This is a genomic window from Corynebacterium hindlerae, from assembly GCF_014117265.1.
GTDB classification, from domain to species: domain Bacteria; phylum Actinomycetota; class Actinomycetes; order Mycobacteriales; family Mycobacteriaceae; genus Corynebacterium; species Corynebacterium hindlerae.
Window position 1 is genome coordinate 681285 of sequence record NZ_CP059833.1, and the last position, 12874, is coordinate 694158.

18 protein-coding genes are annotated in these 12874 nt (G+C 58.3%); 7 read left to right on the forward strand and 11 right to left on the reverse strand.

Annotation, left to right across the window (positions count from 1 at the left end; genetic code table 11):
• Positions 1–21 precede the first annotated feature (21 nt).
• From sepX to HW450_RS03325, 4 genes are all read right to left on the reverse strand, one after another.
• On the reverse strand, positions 22–1083 hold the full coding sequence (gene sepX / locus HW450_RS03310; RefSeq protein WP_182386596.1) for a divisome protein SepX/GlpR: 1062 nt from the start codon (positions 1081–1083) through the stop codon (positions 22–24).
• 115 nt (positions 1084–1198) lie between these two features.
• Positions 1199–1891, reverse strand: a complete 693-nt coding sequence (locus HW450_RS03315; protein ID WP_182386597.1) for a GNAT family N-acetyltransferase — start codon at positions 1889–1891, stop codon at positions 1199–1201.
• Positions 1891–3171, reverse strand: a complete 1281-nt coding sequence (glp, locus tag HW450_RS03320) for a molybdotransferase-like divisome protein Glp (RefSeq protein WP_182386598.1) — start codon at positions 3169–3171, stop codon at positions 1891–1893. The genes HW450_RS03315 and glp overlap by 1 nt, the downstream gene beginning before the upstream one ends.
• A 29-nt stretch (positions 3172–3200) precedes the next feature.
• Positions 3201–4106 carry a UTP--glucose-1-phosphate uridylyltransferase gene (locus HW450_RS03325; RefSeq protein ID WP_182386599.1) on the reverse strand — a complete coding sequence of 302 codons (906 nt, stop codon included), beginning with the start codon at positions 4104–4106 and terminating at the stop codon, positions 3201–3203.
• Between the two features lie 74 nt (positions 4107–4180).
• Here HW450_RS03325 and HW450_RS03330 point away from each other — a divergent pair, with 74 nt between their 5' ends.
• The 3 genes from HW450_RS03330 to mscL all read left to right on the forward strand — a co-directional run bounded on the left by HW450_RS03330 (position 4181) and on the right by mscL (position 5967).
• Positions 4181–4765: a 5-formyltetrahydrofolate cyclo-ligase gene (locus HW450_RS03330; RefSeq protein WP_182386600.1), complete on the forward strand. Its 585-nt coding sequence runs from the start codon at positions 4181–4183 to the stop codon at positions 4763–4765.
• Positions 4766–4789: 24 nt separating this feature from the next.
• A complete protein-coding gene (locus tag HW450_RS03335; protein ID WP_182386601.1) occupies positions 4790–5419 on the forward strand; it encodes an SAF domain-containing protein in 630 nt (209 codons plus the stop codon).
• A gap of 143 nt (positions 5420–5562) precedes the next feature.
• Positions 5563–5967 carry a large conductance mechanosensitive channel protein MscL gene (mscL, locus tag HW450_RS03340; RefSeq protein WP_182386602.1) on the forward strand — a complete coding sequence of 135 codons (405 nt, stop codon included), beginning with the start codon at positions 5563–5565 and terminating at the stop codon, positions 5965–5967.
• Between the two features lie 113 nt (positions 5968–6080).
• Here mscL and HW450_RS03345 read toward each other — a convergent pair whose 3' ends face one another.
• From HW450_RS03345 to HW450_RS03375, 7 genes are all read right to left on the reverse strand, one after another.
• Complete coding sequence (locus tag HW450_RS03345; protein WP_182386603.1) at positions 6081–6224, reverse strand: hypothetical protein; 144 nt, start codon at positions 6222–6224, stop codon at positions 6081–6083.
• A gap of 94 nt (positions 6225–6318) precedes the next feature.
• Positions 6319–6897 (reverse strand): MogA/MoaB family molybdenum cofactor biosynthesis protein, encoded by a 579-nt coding sequence (locus HW450_RS03350; RefSeq protein ID WP_182387317.1) that lies wholly within the window; start codon positions 6895–6897, stop codon positions 6319–6321.
• Between the two features lie 145 nt (positions 6898–7042).
• Positions 7043–8299: a S1C family serine protease gene (locus tag HW450_RS03355; protein WP_182386604.1), complete on the reverse strand. Its 1257-nt coding sequence runs from the start codon at positions 8297–8299 to the stop codon at positions 7043–7045.
• Positions 8300–8479: 180 nt separating this feature from the next.
• Positions 8480–9928 carry a sensor histidine kinase gene (locus tag HW450_RS03360; protein WP_232843312.1) on the reverse strand — a complete coding sequence of 483 codons (1449 nt, stop codon included), beginning with the start codon at positions 9926–9928 and terminating at the stop codon, positions 8480–8482.
• Between the two features lie 19 nt (positions 9929–9947).
• Positions 9948–10643 (reverse strand): response regulator transcription factor, encoded by a 696-nt coding sequence (locus tag HW450_RS03365; protein WP_182386605.1) that lies wholly within the window; start codon positions 10641–10643, stop codon positions 9948–9950.
• Between the two features lie 186 nt (positions 10644–10829).
• A complete protein-coding gene (gene rpmF, locus HW450_RS03370) occupies positions 10830–11003 on the reverse strand; it encodes a 50S ribosomal protein L32 (protein WP_156192858.1) in 174 nt (57 codons plus the stop codon).
• Between the two features lie 18 nt (positions 11004–11021).
• Positions 11022–11288: a type B 50S ribosomal protein L31 gene (locus HW450_RS03375; RefSeq protein ID WP_182386606.1), complete on the reverse strand. Its 267-nt coding sequence runs from the start codon at positions 11286–11288 to the stop codon at positions 11022–11024.
• A gap of 420 nt (positions 11289–11708) precedes the next feature.
• Here HW450_RS03375 and rpmB point away from each other — a divergent pair, with 420 nt between their 5' ends.
• From rpmB to rpsR, 4 genes are read left to right on the forward strand one after another with little or no spacing between them, the layout of a single operon-like run.
• The gene (gene rpmB, locus HW450_RS03380; protein ID WP_182386607.1) at positions 11709–11945 is read left to right on the forward strand and encodes a 50S ribosomal protein L28; all 237 of its coding nucleotides are present in this window, start codon (positions 11709–11711) and stop codon (positions 11943–11945) included.
• A gap of 3 nt (positions 11946–11948) precedes the next feature.
• Positions 11949–12113, forward strand: coding sequence for a 50S ribosomal protein L33 (rpmG, locus tag HW450_RS03385; protein WP_156192867.1), 165 nt, complete (start codon positions 11949–11951; stop codon positions 12111–12113).
• 3 nt (positions 12114–12116) lie between these two features.
• Entirely contained in the window at positions 12117–12422 is a 306-nt protein-coding gene (rpsN, locus tag HW450_RS03390) for a 30S ribosomal protein S14 (RefSeq protein ID WP_182386608.1), read from the forward strand.
• An 18-nt stretch (positions 12423–12440) separates the two neighbouring features.
• Positions 12441–12689, forward strand: a complete 249-nt coding sequence (gene rpsR / locus HW450_RS03395) for a 30S ribosomal protein S18 (RefSeq protein ID WP_047239834.1) — start codon at positions 12441–12443, stop codon at positions 12687–12689.
• Positions 12690–12874 lie beyond the last annotated feature (185 nt).

Below are 12874 nucleotides of genomic sequence, written 5' to 3' on the forward strand. Positions count from 1 at the left end.
AATGCGAAGGGTGCGCTGGGATTAGCTCACCCGGCGTGGCTCAGGGGTAGAATCGTGATCCTGCTCTGGCGCGAAATGCGCGGTGGTTTCTGGAAGGTAGGCGAAATCTGGGCTTTCATCATCCAGTTCCAGCACTACTGCACCCGGGCGACGCAACCGAGGCGGAAGCCCCAGTTCCACGCCTTCCGCGGAGCGAACCCCCAGGCGAGCCCGGCGCATATGCCGAATCCGGCGGGCACGCAGCTGATGTTCCTGCTGCACCTGCTGCCGCAGCACATAGAGGTAAAACGCGGTGAGCGCCAGGACGACGGCCGGAGCGATCCAGACCCAGCCACCGACGACAGCCGACACGATGACGCTGAGCACCAACACGCTGACCAGACCAATGAGGGTCCGCTGCCGACGCTGGAAGCGGTTGGCGGTGGCCAGGGCGTCTGCTTCTGGATCGTATCCGCCACGGCCGCGTCGTTTAGCTGCGAATTCCAGGTCGGCTTCGCTCAGTTCCTCGTCGTTGCCACCGTCTTCTACGTCGTAGTTCGCAGACTCCAGCTCGTCGACAGGCTCGTAGGTAGCATCGTCGTGCAGGTAGTCCGCTGGGGAGAGGTAGGCCTCGTCATAGTCGTAGTACTCGCCCTCGTCATCGAGGTAGTCCTCGTCGTAGCTGTCCTCTTCCAGCTCAGATTCTGCAGGCTCTGGGGCTGGCAGCTCGGCCACGACGGAGCCCTCAACAACGTCCATGTTGTCCACACGTTCGGCGGTTTTGTTTCGGCCGAAACGTCCGAAGGCCTGGCCGATGCGATCGCTGAGGTGACCGGTTCGTTCATCCTCGTCATCGATGAGCACGTCATCAACCTCAACCAGCTCCATGTCTTCGTCGTCCAGGTCGGACGCATGGACATCTTTCGAGGACAAGCGCGGTTTCCGGCGCTGCAGGGAGACCTCGTCGCCCCCTGAGTGAATGACGCGGGTTTCTTCGAACGCCTCATTAGTGTGGCGAATCGGCTTCCGGCCACGCAAGGCAATCGGGGCCAGCACAAACAGCCATACCACCACGATCAGAACGATGGGAAGAGTTCCGGACACGCGGGAGCACCTTTGCCTTTCACTAGGGGTCAACTTGTCGAGCTATACCCCAAAACGTTATCCATCCCAGGCACGCCGCTCCGAGTGCCACGCCGCGCCGCTGGATAAAAAGTAGCTAACGAAGCACCCCAACGCTACGCAGCCTATCGACGGCATTTTTCTCATAATCATCTGCCACTAGCGCCATCAGGATGTGATCTTGCCATGCGCCGTTGACGTGCAGGTTGCGTCGTAGCACCCCTTCTTCTCGGTACCCGTTATCGGCGAGCACTTTTCCCGACGCCGGATTGCTCGGCAAATACGTTGCGGTGACGCGGTGCAGGCCCACCCGGGTAAAAGCGAGATCGGTTCCCAGCGCCACAGCGGTTTTGGCTACGCCGCGCCCCGTCACTGCAGCATCGACCCAGTATCCAATCCAGCAGTCGGAAACGATCCCATGTTGGATGTTGCCCAAGGTGAGCTGCCCTGCGAACATGCCGTCGAGTTCGATCACGAGCGGAATGATCGTCCCGCTGGAAGCCGCTAACCGCAGGTGGTCAAACATTGCTGACCAGGCCGCGGGGCCGTGCGCTTCTTCCGAAGTTCCGACCACGGTCGGCTCTACCGGCTCCAGAAATTCTTGGTTGGCTACGCGCAGCTCACGCCACCGGTTCTGGTCTTTCTTAACCAAGGGGCGAAGCTGAACCCGCGCGCCATCGGCTAGGTGCACCGCTTCGGTGAGTTCTGGCCAACCGGGGTGGATACGGTGCCGCGGAGCCTGCGGCCCCCACTGCTTTATGCGTGGTAAACCAAAAACTTGCGCGACCATCAGCTACCTTGGCCGAGGAAAAGCACGTCTACGACATCGCCCGGGCGGACTTCGCCCACTGGTTCCGGAATCCTAATCAACGCATTAGCTTCGGACATGCCTGCGAGCAGATGCGCAGGGGCGCCGGTAGCGCCACTGAGCCCTTCGACCAGGTAGTCCTGGGTGTCCGCATCGCGCATCAACCGGGCGCGCACATAGCCACGACGGCCTTCCTTGGACGCGATGGGGCCAAGTGCGCGGGAACGCACGTGACGGCGTCGCGTGGAATTCTTCCCCAATGCCGCCCGGATACTCGGACGAACAAAAATCTCGAAGCTCACCAGCGCAGACACTGGGTTGCTGGGGAGCAGGAATGTGGGGATACGAGCATCGCCGAGTAGTCCGAATCCTTGCACAGAACCTGGGTGCATCGCCACGCGGCTAATGTCCACCTCTCCCAGTTCTTTCAGCAGGTCGCGGGCCCGTTTGGAGGCCGCCCCGCCAACAGCACCGGAGATGACGAGCATCTCGCTGCGCATCAGCTGTCCCTCGATGATCTCGCGGAGGCGGCGGGGCTCCCCCGCCGCGACACCCACACGGTGCACTTCTGCGCCAGCCTCCCGAGCAGCAGCTGCCAGTGCGTAGGAGTTCACATCGTAGACCTGGCCGAGCCCCGGATCGCGGTCAATATCGACGAGTTCGGCACCGATGGAAAGAATCGAAACTCGTGGTCGCGGATACACCAGCACCTTGTTACGCCCCACAGCTGCCAGCAGGCCGATGTGTGCCGCCCCGAGGATGGAGCCCGGGGTGACAGCGACGTCACCCGGCTGAATATCATCGCCGACGCGACGGACGAACTCACCAGACTTGACGGGGCGGTGTGCGATTACGCGTTTGGTGCCCCGGTCGGACCATTCGAGAGGGAGGACGGCGTCGGCAAGCGTCGGCAATGGTGCACCGGTGTGCACCCGGACGGCTTGCTTCGGCTGCAAACGTAACGGGCGCTGGGACCCAGCGGCTACCTCGCCGACGACGGGCAGCGATTTCTCATTGACTGCCACGGGCTGTGGCTGGTCACCGTCAACAACGCGTCCTTTCAGGGCCCTGGCCCCTCCCACGTCCACGGCGCGAACAGCGTAGCCATCGATCGCAGCCTGCGGGAAACCGGGCAACGCGCGGGTAGCTTGCACCTCTTCCGCGCACATAAGCCCCAAGGCTTCTGCGATAGCGATGCGGACAGGGCTAGGTGTGATCACCGAGTCGGTGACCATGGCCAATTGCTGTTCTACTGAGCGCACGCGCGTGGGTTCCTTTCGGACGAAAGAGGCTAACTCTCTTGGAGAAGTTCCGTAATGTAGCGCTTCAACCCCTTGCCGTAGACCGGATGCTTCAGTCCGAAATCTACGCAAGCACGGATGTAACCACCTGGGTTGCCTAGGTCATGGCGGGTGCCCTGGTGTACCAAAATATGCACGGGGTGGCCGGCCTCGATGAGGAGCTCGATGGCGTCGGTAAGCTGCAGTTCACCGCCCTTGCCTGGGGTGATCTTGCGGAGTGCGTCGAAAATTGCGCGATCCAGCAGGTAGCGTCCCGTGGCAACGAAGTTCGACGGCGCGTCATCGGCGTCCGGCTTCTCCACCATCCCGCGCACCTTTTTCACGCAGTCGGTGTCGGAATCCTCGATATCAAACACGCCGTAGTTGGAGACCTCTTCGCGGGGAACTTCCACCGCGCACAGCACGCTGCCACCGAACTTGGCACGCACCTCGGCCATTTTTTCCATCGCACCCATGGGCAGCACCAGGTCGTCGGGAAGCATGACGGCGAGGACGTCTTCATCGTCATCCAGCACAGACTCGGCCAGGCCCACAGCATGGCCCAAGCCCAGCGGACGCTCCTGTTCTACAGCAACGGCGTTGATCAGCTCCGGCGCGCGACGCACCTTTGCCAACTGTTCTTCCTTCCCGCGCTCGCTGAGGGTTTCCTCGAGCTCAGGATATGGATCGAAATGAGCGAGCACTCCCTGTTTCTTCGGGGCAGTAATGATCGCGAGCTTCGAAGCACCCAGGTTTGCGGCTTCCTCCGCAATCATCTCGATGCCCGGAGTATCCACCACTGGCAGCAGCTCTTTAGGAACGGTTTTGGTGGCAGGAAGGAAACGGGTGCCCATACCCGCTGCAGGGACAATCACCGTCTTTACTGCATGCTTGTGCTCATGGATCGGATGGTTCATAACCCCAAAGGATACCTGGCACCGCACTGTTATCCGGGAGCAACCCGGCCAAACATTCCGCTAGTGTGGCGGGTATGACAATCGCCACGGAAAAAACCGAGCTACGTCGCAGGCTTTTCGACGTCCGTCGCTCGCTCACTCCGGACTCCCTGGCATCCTTTAATGCTGCCCTCCACTCCCGCATAGCAGAGTTTCTCACCCAGCACGGCTACACGTCAGTCGCAGCATACATGCCGACTCGGACAGAACCGGGCGGGGAAGATTTGGTTTCGTTTCTGTTGTCGATTGGGGTGTCTGTGATTATCCCAGTGGCGCATGAGGACTTTTCCATGTCGTGGCATGAAGTCACCCCGCACACCACGTTCCGAAAAGGTGCCTTTGGTATCTCCGAACCCGTCGGCACCCCACTCCCAGGTTCACCATTGAAGCAGGTAGACGTAATTTTTGTACCCGCCTTAGCGATCGACTCTGCCGGATATCGCCTCGGGAAAGGCGGCGGATACTACGACCGAGCATTAGACGTCGTGGCACAACCAGTGACCGCAGCCCTGGTGTTTTCCCACGAGCTGCTGCCCCATGTTCCGCGGGAGCCACACGACGCCCCCACCGACGTCATCATCACCCCCGAAAAAACTTTGGTCACCGACGGAACCTTTTAGCCAGGTTGGCGAGTCTAACTTAATATGGACTCTTTTATTTCCCGCATCCCGTTATCGCTGCGTCACCCGAGTTGGCGGCGCTCCATGTTTATCAGACGTCTCCTTGCCGCCGTTTTGCTTATGTTTGGGTTGGTTTTGGCGATCTCCGAACAGCTACGAGACTCGCACCAGTATGTAGTTGCTAACTCAACACTCACCCCAGGTGCGATCATCACCGAAGCTGACCTCACGGTTCGTACCTTCCAGCAGCCTCTAGGGCTTACTTCCCCGGTACTCTCCCCCGCTGACGCGGTAGGGAAAGTCATAGCCAGACCGCTACAGCCGGGGGATTTCCTGCAGGAAAAGGACATGCTCGGCCCTGAACTGGCCACAGCTCTAGGCTCCACTGCCTCCGCGATGGTTCCTATTACGCTCGCCGATCCCGCCGCGGCTCAACTTGCAGTTCCTGGCGCACGGGTATCGGTGGTTAGTGCTGGGCAAGAACAAAGTTCTCCTATGGTCATCGCCGAGGGTGCCACAGTAGTGTTCGGCACCGCGAAAGCAACAGACAGTACCGATCCGGGCACCGTACTCCTCGCTTTGAACACGGAGGAAGCACAACATGTTGCAGCGGCATCGCTCCGCCTACCGATAACAATTGTCTTAAAACCGTAACTTAGCTCACCAAGCATGTCGTTTTAACGACAATCTAACATTACTTTGTGTGGCTTTTGCTGACATAAACATAGAACTGTTCGCTAAGGTGTTGTCCGAGAAGTTAACTCCACTCCATCTAACAAAAACTAGGAGCACATTTCATGCTTAAGGGCTTCAAAGACTTTCTGATGCGCGGCAACGTCGTCGACCTCGCGGTCGCCGTCGTTATCGGTAGCGCCTTCACCGCAATTGTAACCGCTTTCACCAACAACCTCATCAACCCACTGATCGCAGCCGTCGGTGGCGCTGAGGTTGGCGGCCTCGGCTTCCACGTCATCGCTGGCAACCCAGCCACCTTCGTTGACTTCGGTGCCGTCATCACCGCAGCCCTGAACTTCCTGATCATCGCAGCCGTTGTCTACTTCATCCTGGTTGCTCCAATGAACAAGCTCAAGGAAATCCAGGCAGCACGCAAGGGTGTTAAGGAGGACGAAGAAACCCCAGCTTCCGTCGAAGCGGAGCTGCTCGAGGAAATCCGCGACCTGCTCAAGGCTCGCAACGTTTAACCCACAGGATTTAGCGTACGGATGGGATGTGTATAGCGCGAAAGATCCCATCCGTACGCTAAATTTCACTTCTGAACCGACGAAAGACCCCTGCGAAGGGGTCTTTTGCTATGTCAGAAGTGGGGCGGGCGCTGTTCCTTCCAGAAGTCCTCATCGAATTCCCCGGATTCAGACTCTTCGTCATCGTTGTCATCCAAGATGACTACAAAGTCATCGCTGTGGCGCGGGTCTGTGACGTCCGCGGGTTCCTGGAACATCGCGCTTCCAGCGGGGCTGTCCCAAGAGCGGTCTATTTCGGGTGCATCCGAAGGGCGTACGGCTCGTCGCCTTTGGCGTGGTCGGTCACTCATGTTACTCAACGGACGCCGTCTGCAGCTGGTCGATCACAAAGTGGACGAGTGGCCCCAGGGTCGCCATACCGTCTCGGACTGCGGCGCGAGATGCCGCCAAATTCACTACCACCGTGGAACCGGAGACACCCGCGATTCCGCGGGACGTTCCCGCATCAATGGCGCCACATGCCAGGCCGGAGTCGCGCAGTGCCTGCGAAATTCCCGGAAGCAGCTGGTCTAATACCGCGCGAGTGGCGTCGGGTGTCTTATCGCGTGGCCCTACTCCCACACCGCCGACAGTGAGGACCAAGTCCACTCCCCCGACGACCGCGGTTTCGATGGCTTTGCGAATCGCAGATTTTTTCGCCTTGACCCCAACCACGGCATCGACGGTGAAGCCGTCTTCGGCAAGCAGCTCCGTGATGAGGCGGTCAGCATCCGACCCCGTCGATAGGGTGTGATCTGACACGAGGACCACCAGAGCACGCCTCGTTGCACGGGCCCGCAGTTCCTCGTTTTCAGTCGCGATGAGGAATTCTGGGTCGGGCTCAGCAAGGCCATCGAGCAGAGCCGAATCTCGCCCTGACTCGAGGATCATGTCGCGCTCGCGCAGGTCATCGTGGAACTCGCTGGAAGGTATCGAGCTTGGCATTTTCTCCATGTCTTTCAAAAGGTGTGAGCTACTTCTTACTAGGAAGAATAGACCTAGTGCAGCGGAAAAGATACCGGTATGGCGAAAACCGTTACTCCTGTGGCAGCGTCAGCTTGACTTCGCGGGTCTGCCGCGAATCCGGTTCGGACACCTGCAGAGTGATTGTCTCGCCAAATTCACGCGAACGAACTGCAGCGATCAGTGCATCGGCAGTATCGATCGTTCGATCGTTCACCTTAGTGATGAGGTCGCCTTGCACAATGCCCGCCTTAGCGGCCGGACCATCTGGTTCAACACCAGCGACCAGTGCACCGCGGTACTTCGAGTTTTGCGACACCTTGACACCAATCATCGGTTGCTTGACTTCACCGGTCTTCACCAGCTGATCAGCAATCCGCTTGGCTTGGTTTGCTGGGATAGCGAATCCAAGGCCAATCGAACCTGACTTAGCGCCCGGCCCTTCACTCAAGGTTGCGATCACCGAGTTCATCCCCACCAGGTTTCCTTGCATGTCGACGAGTGGGCCACCGGAGTTACCGGGGTTGATCGCGGCGTCGGTCTGAATGGCGTCGATAAGCGAGCTTTCTCCTCCGTTGCCACCTGACGCACGCACCGGCCGGTTGAGCGCGGAGACAATTCCCGATGTCACGGTAGCCGACAGCCCCAACGGTGACCCGACAGCCACCACCTCTTGGCCGACGGCAACATCGTTGGAATTACCAAATTTCAATGTCGGAAGCCCGCTAACGTCGCGAATCTTGATCACAGCGATGTCGGTACTGCCGTCACGAGCAATGAGATCGGCGGGGTGGACGGAGCCGTCGTTGAGAGAAACCTCGATGAGACCTCCTGAAGAAGCGTCCTCAACCACGTGGTTGTTCGTCAGCACCAACCCATCGGACGAAATGATCGACCCAGAGCCCTCCCCAGACCCATTGCGTGCTGAAACCTGAATCGAGACCACAGCAGGAAGCACACGGTTCGCAACCTCTTCCACGGAACCCGGCTGCGCGGCCCCTTCGCGCTTCGCTGGAGCTTGTTCCAGTGAGTTGTACACCGTGCCCGTCGAGCCCGTCTCATTGAGAGCCACTGCGGTCACAACGCCAGTGCCTACCGACGCCACAAGCATCAACGCAAGGGCAGCTCCAAGCCCCACCTTCCGCTTTTCTTTAGGAGCAGGAGCGATCGTCGATGGAATTGGCTCCACCGGGCCTGCGTCCTGTTCCCACTGACTGTAGGTGGGAGCAGAGACCGGTTGCTGAGGATGCTGGGCACCGAGTCCTGCGTAAGGATTATTCGAAGAAGATGGGGTGTTCGCGCTGGAACCGAACCCGGAGTTTTCGTTCATGTGAGTTATTCAACCCCTCTGCTCTGACGATGCTCTGTGTCCAGGACAGGCAGTCCCTGAACACTTCCTGTACGTTCTCTGAATGACTTTACCGCCTGTTAAATGCCATGACAGGGCGAAATGTTCCCGGAGAAAAATAACAAGTACGGCAAGGTTTCCCATACCGGACGCTTTCGCCTGTTACGGCTTGATGGTGTCATTCGCTTTGCCTTGCTCCGGGGTTCGGCCGCCAGGCAAGGTAATCTGCATCAAGGTACCGCCGTCATCAGAATCCAGCACCTCAATAGTGCCATGATGGCGCTCAATAACCTGTTTCACGATCGCTAGCCCCAAGCCCGAGCCGGGCATGGAACGGGCTTGAACGGAACGGTAGAAGCGCTCGAAGACTTTTTCCCGCTCATCCTTAGGAATACCGGGACCGGAGTCCGCGATGGAAATATGGATCGCATGATCACTGATCGGCTTCATTGACAGCCGTACCACGCCGTTTGGAGGCGACCATTTCGCAGCATTGTCCATGAGGTTCACGGTGGCCCGGCCGAGGGCGAAGGAGTCGCCGTTGAGGTACCACTCCGCCTGATCAAATGTGAATTCCACGTCTGGGCGGCGACGACGCACACGTTCCAGCGAGTTCATCATGGTCTCTTCCAGATCCACAAGCTCCAGCTCCCCTTGCTTAGCATCTTCTCGTGCCAGGTCAACCAGGTCACCGATCAATGTGGACAGTTCATCGATCTGCGCCACCACATCATTTTCTAGATCTTCGAGATCACTCGGAGAGAAGGTGGAGGTTGGTGACTTGCTCACCATCATGAGCAGCTCAATGTTGGTACGCAAGGACGTCAGCGGGGTTTTTAGCTCATGGCCAGCGTCCGCGACGAGCTCTGTTTGTCGGCGCCTGGAAGCTTCCAGAGATGCCAACATTTCATTGAAGCTGCGCGTGAGCTGCGCCAGCTCATCGCGCCCATTAACCTCGATCGGTTCGAGGGAATCGGTGGCGGTCACACGTTCAACGGCGCGTTGTAGACGGGCCACAGGCCGAAGTCCGGTGGTGGACACCACCATGCCGGCTGCGATGGCGAGCAAAGTACCGAGCCCAGCGATAATCAGCAGCACCATCCCCAGCGAGCTCACCAACATGTAAGTGGGACCCAGGTTCTGGGAAATCACCACGCTAGCCCCATCGGGGTTATTCATGGCTAGGACACGTTCGTCGCCCTGGTTGCGCAGCGTCTGTGGTACTTCGCCACGAACGACGTCGCCTTCAACGACCAGCGTAATGTCATCACCGATCCCCCGGGCTGCTCCCTTAGGGAAGAACTGAATCTGAATGTCAGGGTTGTAGGCCTTAAAGATCGCGAGTTCTTGCTCAATATGGCTATTGAACGATGGGTCTTCGGAGCGATCCAAAACCGATTGGGCTACTTTGGCTAGCTCTTCGTCAACTGCACGGTTCAGTGACGTTGACACGCTCCAATACGCCACAATCGTCATTACAGAAACGGCAGCTGCCACCATCACCGCCGTGACAATGGCGAGTTGCCAGCGCAGCGGGGCTTTGCTCCAAGAACTACTCTGCCAGTTATTATCACCGGCCTGCGAGACATCCTCGGAGGTTGGGTTTTTCAAAATCACAGGTTTGTCTTGTCTACTGCGCGTTCTCACGGAGTACGTAGCCAACGCCCCGTGCGGTGTGGATCAGGCGTGGCTCGCCGTCCGCTTCGGTCTTACGGCGCAGGTATCCGATGTACACCTCGAGGGCGTTGCCGGACGTCGGGAAGTCATAGCCCCACACTTCCTCTAGGATGATCGCGCGGCTGAGCACGCGTCGTGGGTTAGCAAGCAGTAGCTCCAGGAGTGCGAATTCCGTGCGGGTCAGGCTGATCTGGCGTTCCCCTCGGTACACCTCGCGGGTTTCGGTGTTGAGGCGAAGGTCCTCAAAGACCAGTTCCGCCTTTTCTTCTTGGACGTTCTTGGCCTCGTTGTAGGAACGACGAAGAAGGGAGCGTACGCGGGCCAGCAGATCTTCCAGGGCAAACGGCTTGGGGAGGTAATCGTCGGCACCGGCGTCAAGGCCTGCCACGCGGTCGGACACGCCGTCACGGGCGGTAAGAACCAAGATTGGTCGATTGTCGCCACCGCTACGCAGCTTGCGGCACACTTCCAAGCCGTCCAGAATCGGCATCATTACGTCCAGGATGACCAGGTCTGGCTGTTCCTTATGGATCAGTTCCAGCGCTGCGGCACCGTTGTCGGCCAGCAAGACCTCATACCCATTGAAGGTGAGGGACCTACGAAGCGATTCGCGGACGGCCTGCTCGTCATCAACAACAAGAAGTTTCATTCTTTACTCTTACGCCTGACTACAAGGGTTGCGATTCCACAACCAGGATGAGCACCGACTTCTCCCTTAAGGAAGTCACCGGGGTTTCTAAATGATTCTATTGTATAGGTATAAGTGAAAGCCGATCCAATCCTGATATCAACATCAGAATTGGACCGGCTTAATGGGTCTAGGCGCAGTAAGTGCTTAGAACTGCTCGACGTCTACGAGACCGAGCTGAGCTGCCTTGACCAGGCGGCGAGGAATCTGTACCTCGCGGCCGTCAATCTTGACGGTCTGGAGGGCGACATTGTCAGCCTTCCACTGGGAACGACGTGCGTGGGTGTTAGCACGCGACATACGACGCTTTGGAACTGCCATGTTGTTTTCCCTCCTTCTTTACTTGTTCTTCTTACGGCGAGCGAGTGCGCCGTAACGCTGGTTGAACTTCTCGACACGGCCGGCGGTGTCCATGACACGCTGTGCGCCGGTCCAGAATGGGTGGGACTCAGAGGTAACGTCAACCACGATCAGTGGGTACTCGTTGCCGTCTTCCCATTCGACGGTGCGGTCGGACTTAGCGGTGGACTTGGTCAGGAACTTGAAACCAGTACCTGCGTCCTGGAACACCACTGGGTGGTAATCCGGGTGGATATCCTTCTTCATATAGTTTCCCTCAGGATTGAACTTCAGGTCGCTTCTGCACGCGCTATGCGCCGATCGTGCCTGAGTTGGGATTGACAAGATAACGCTGACTGCATAGCCAGCACCGCAAAAACTATACACGCCCGGACGGCGCAGAAGAAATCGCCATGGCTTATCGACGGCCATCCCACCCAATCCCCTAACGCTAACGCGAACCCGGCTCCGCGACAGTAGATAGGTATTGTGAAGGATGTGACGTCGTGAAGCATGCCCCACTAGGCGATTAGGTTTTTCGGCCTGCAACCGGTAAGGTTTTCCCTTGCTGTTGTCGAAATATTCGTTTTCGCCCTCCTCAGCTGACATCGATGTGCCCCTGACCAGCAGGTTAGGCGCGGCACCTTTCGTCTAGTTAGAGCGTGGGCGGCTAGGAGAAAGAAAGTTATGTCGGCTATTTGCCAGGTAACGGGACGGAAGCCAGGTTTTGGCAAGTCCGTGTCCCACTCACACCGACGCACCTCTCGCCGTTGGAACCCTAACGTGCAGCGTCGTAAGTTCTTTGTGCCTTCTTTGGGCCGCACCATCACCCTGACCGTGTCCACCAAGGGTCTGAAGGTCATCGACCGCGACGGCATCGAGTCCGTCGTTGCTCAGATCCGCGCACGTGGGGAGAAGATCTAACCCATGGCACGTAACGATATCCGTCCAATCATCAAGCTGAAGTCTACGGCTGGCACCGGTTACACCTACGTCACCCGTAAGAACAAGCGCAACAACCCGGACCGTATGACCATGAAGAAGTACGATCCGATCGTCCGCAAGCACGTCGAATTCCGCGAGGAGCGATAATCTATGGCTAAGAAGTCTAAGATCGCCAAGAACGAGCAGCGCAAGGAAATCGTCGCCCGCTACGCGGAGCGTCGCGCTGAGCTCAAGGCTATTATCAAGAACCCTAACTCCACTGACGAAGAGCGTCTCGACGCTCAGTTCGAACTGAACCGTCAGCCACGTAACGCCTCCCCAGTTCGCGTCCGCAACCGCGACGCTGCTGACGGCCGTCCACGCGGCTTCCTTCGTAAGTTCGGCCTGTCCCGTGTTCGCGTTCGCGAAATGGCTCACCGCGGTGAGCTGCCGGGCGTCCGTAAGTCCAGCTGGTAATAGGGAGATTTGCTTAAAATGAAGCGCACCAACATGAAGAAGGCGCGGATCGAGCAGTCCCGCCGCCCAAAGAAGAACCCACTCAAGGCTGCAGGCGTTGAGAAGGTCGATTACAAGGACATCAACACCCTTCGCCTTTTCATCTCTGACCGCCACAAGATCCGCTCTCGTCGCGTCACGGGCCTGACCCCACAGCAGCAGCGCCAGGTTGCTACCGCCGTGAAGAACGCACGCGAGATGGCTCTCCTGCCGTTCACCAGCCGTTAAGTCGACTGAGTTTACGCAAAAAACGCTCTGCCGCAGGTTACGGCCCGCGGCTAATCGATAACACAGCGAGCTTGTGCCGCTGACAATCGTGACACGGCACAGGTTCCAAAAACCCTCACCTTCGGGTGAGGGTTTTTGGTTTCCAACGGAATTTAGCGTACCGATGGGATTTTTCGGGCAAAAAT

Excerpts from the sequence above, each read along its gene's own strand:
- HW450_RS03325 (WP_182386599.1), bottom strand. The coding sequence starts at position 4,106 with ATGAACCATCCGATCCATGAGCACAAGCATGCAGTAAAGACGGTGATT.
- HW450_RS03335 (WP_182386601.1), top strand. The coding sequence starts at position 4,790 with ATGGACTCTTTTATTTCCCGCATCCCGTTATCGCTGCGTCACCCGAGT.
- rpsR (WP_047239834.1), top strand. The coding sequence starts at position 12,441 with ATGAAGCGCACCAACATGAAGAAGGCGCGGATCGAGCAGTCCCGCCGC.
- HW450_RS03355 (WP_182386604.1), bottom strand. The coding sequence starts at position 8,299 with ATGAACGAAAACTCCGGGTTCGGTTCCAGCGCGAACACCCCATCTTCT.
- mscL (WP_182386602.1), top strand. The coding sequence starts at position 5,563 with ATGCTTAAGGGCTTCAAAGACTTTCTGATGCGCGGCAACGTCGTCGAC.
- HW450_RS03315 (WP_182386597.1), bottom strand. The coding sequence starts at position 1,891 with ATGGTCGCGCAAGTTTTTGGTTTACCACGCATAAAGCAGTGGGGGCCG.
- HW450_RS03345 (WP_182386603.1), bottom strand. The coding sequence starts at position 6,224 with ATGTTCCAGGAACCCGCGGACGTCACAGACCCGCGCCACAGCGATGAC.
- HW450_RS03330 (WP_182386600.1), top strand. The coding sequence starts at position 4,181 with ATGACAATCGCCACGGAAAAAACCGAGCTACGTCGCAGGCTTTTCGAC.
- rpsN (WP_182386608.1), top strand. The coding sequence starts at position 12,117 with ATGGCTAAGAAGTCTAAGATCGCCAAGAACGAGCAGCGCAAGGAAATC.
- rpmG (WP_156192867.1), top strand. The coding sequence starts at position 11,949 with ATGGCACGTAACGATATCCGTCCAATCATCAAGCTGAAGTCTACGGCT.
- HW450_RS03350 (WP_182387317.1), bottom strand. The coding sequence starts at position 6,897 with ATGATCCTCGAGTCAGGGCGAGATTCGGCTCTGCTCGATGGCCTTGCT.
- rpmF (WP_156192858.1), bottom strand. The coding sequence starts at position 11,003 with ATGGCAGTTCCAAAGCGTCGTATGTCGCGTGCTAACACCCACGCACGT.
- rpmB (WP_182386607.1), top strand. The coding sequence starts at position 11,709 with ATGTCGGCTATTTGCCAGGTAACGGGACGGAAGCCAGGTTTTGGCAAG.
- HW450_RS03365 (WP_182386605.1), bottom strand. The coding sequence starts at position 10,643 with ATGAAACTTCTTGTTGTTGATGACGAGCAGGCCGTCCGCGAATCGCTT.
- HW450_RS03375 (WP_182386606.1), bottom strand. The coding sequence starts at position 11,288 with ATGAAGAAGGATATCCACCCGGATTACCACCCAGTGGTGTTCCAGGAC.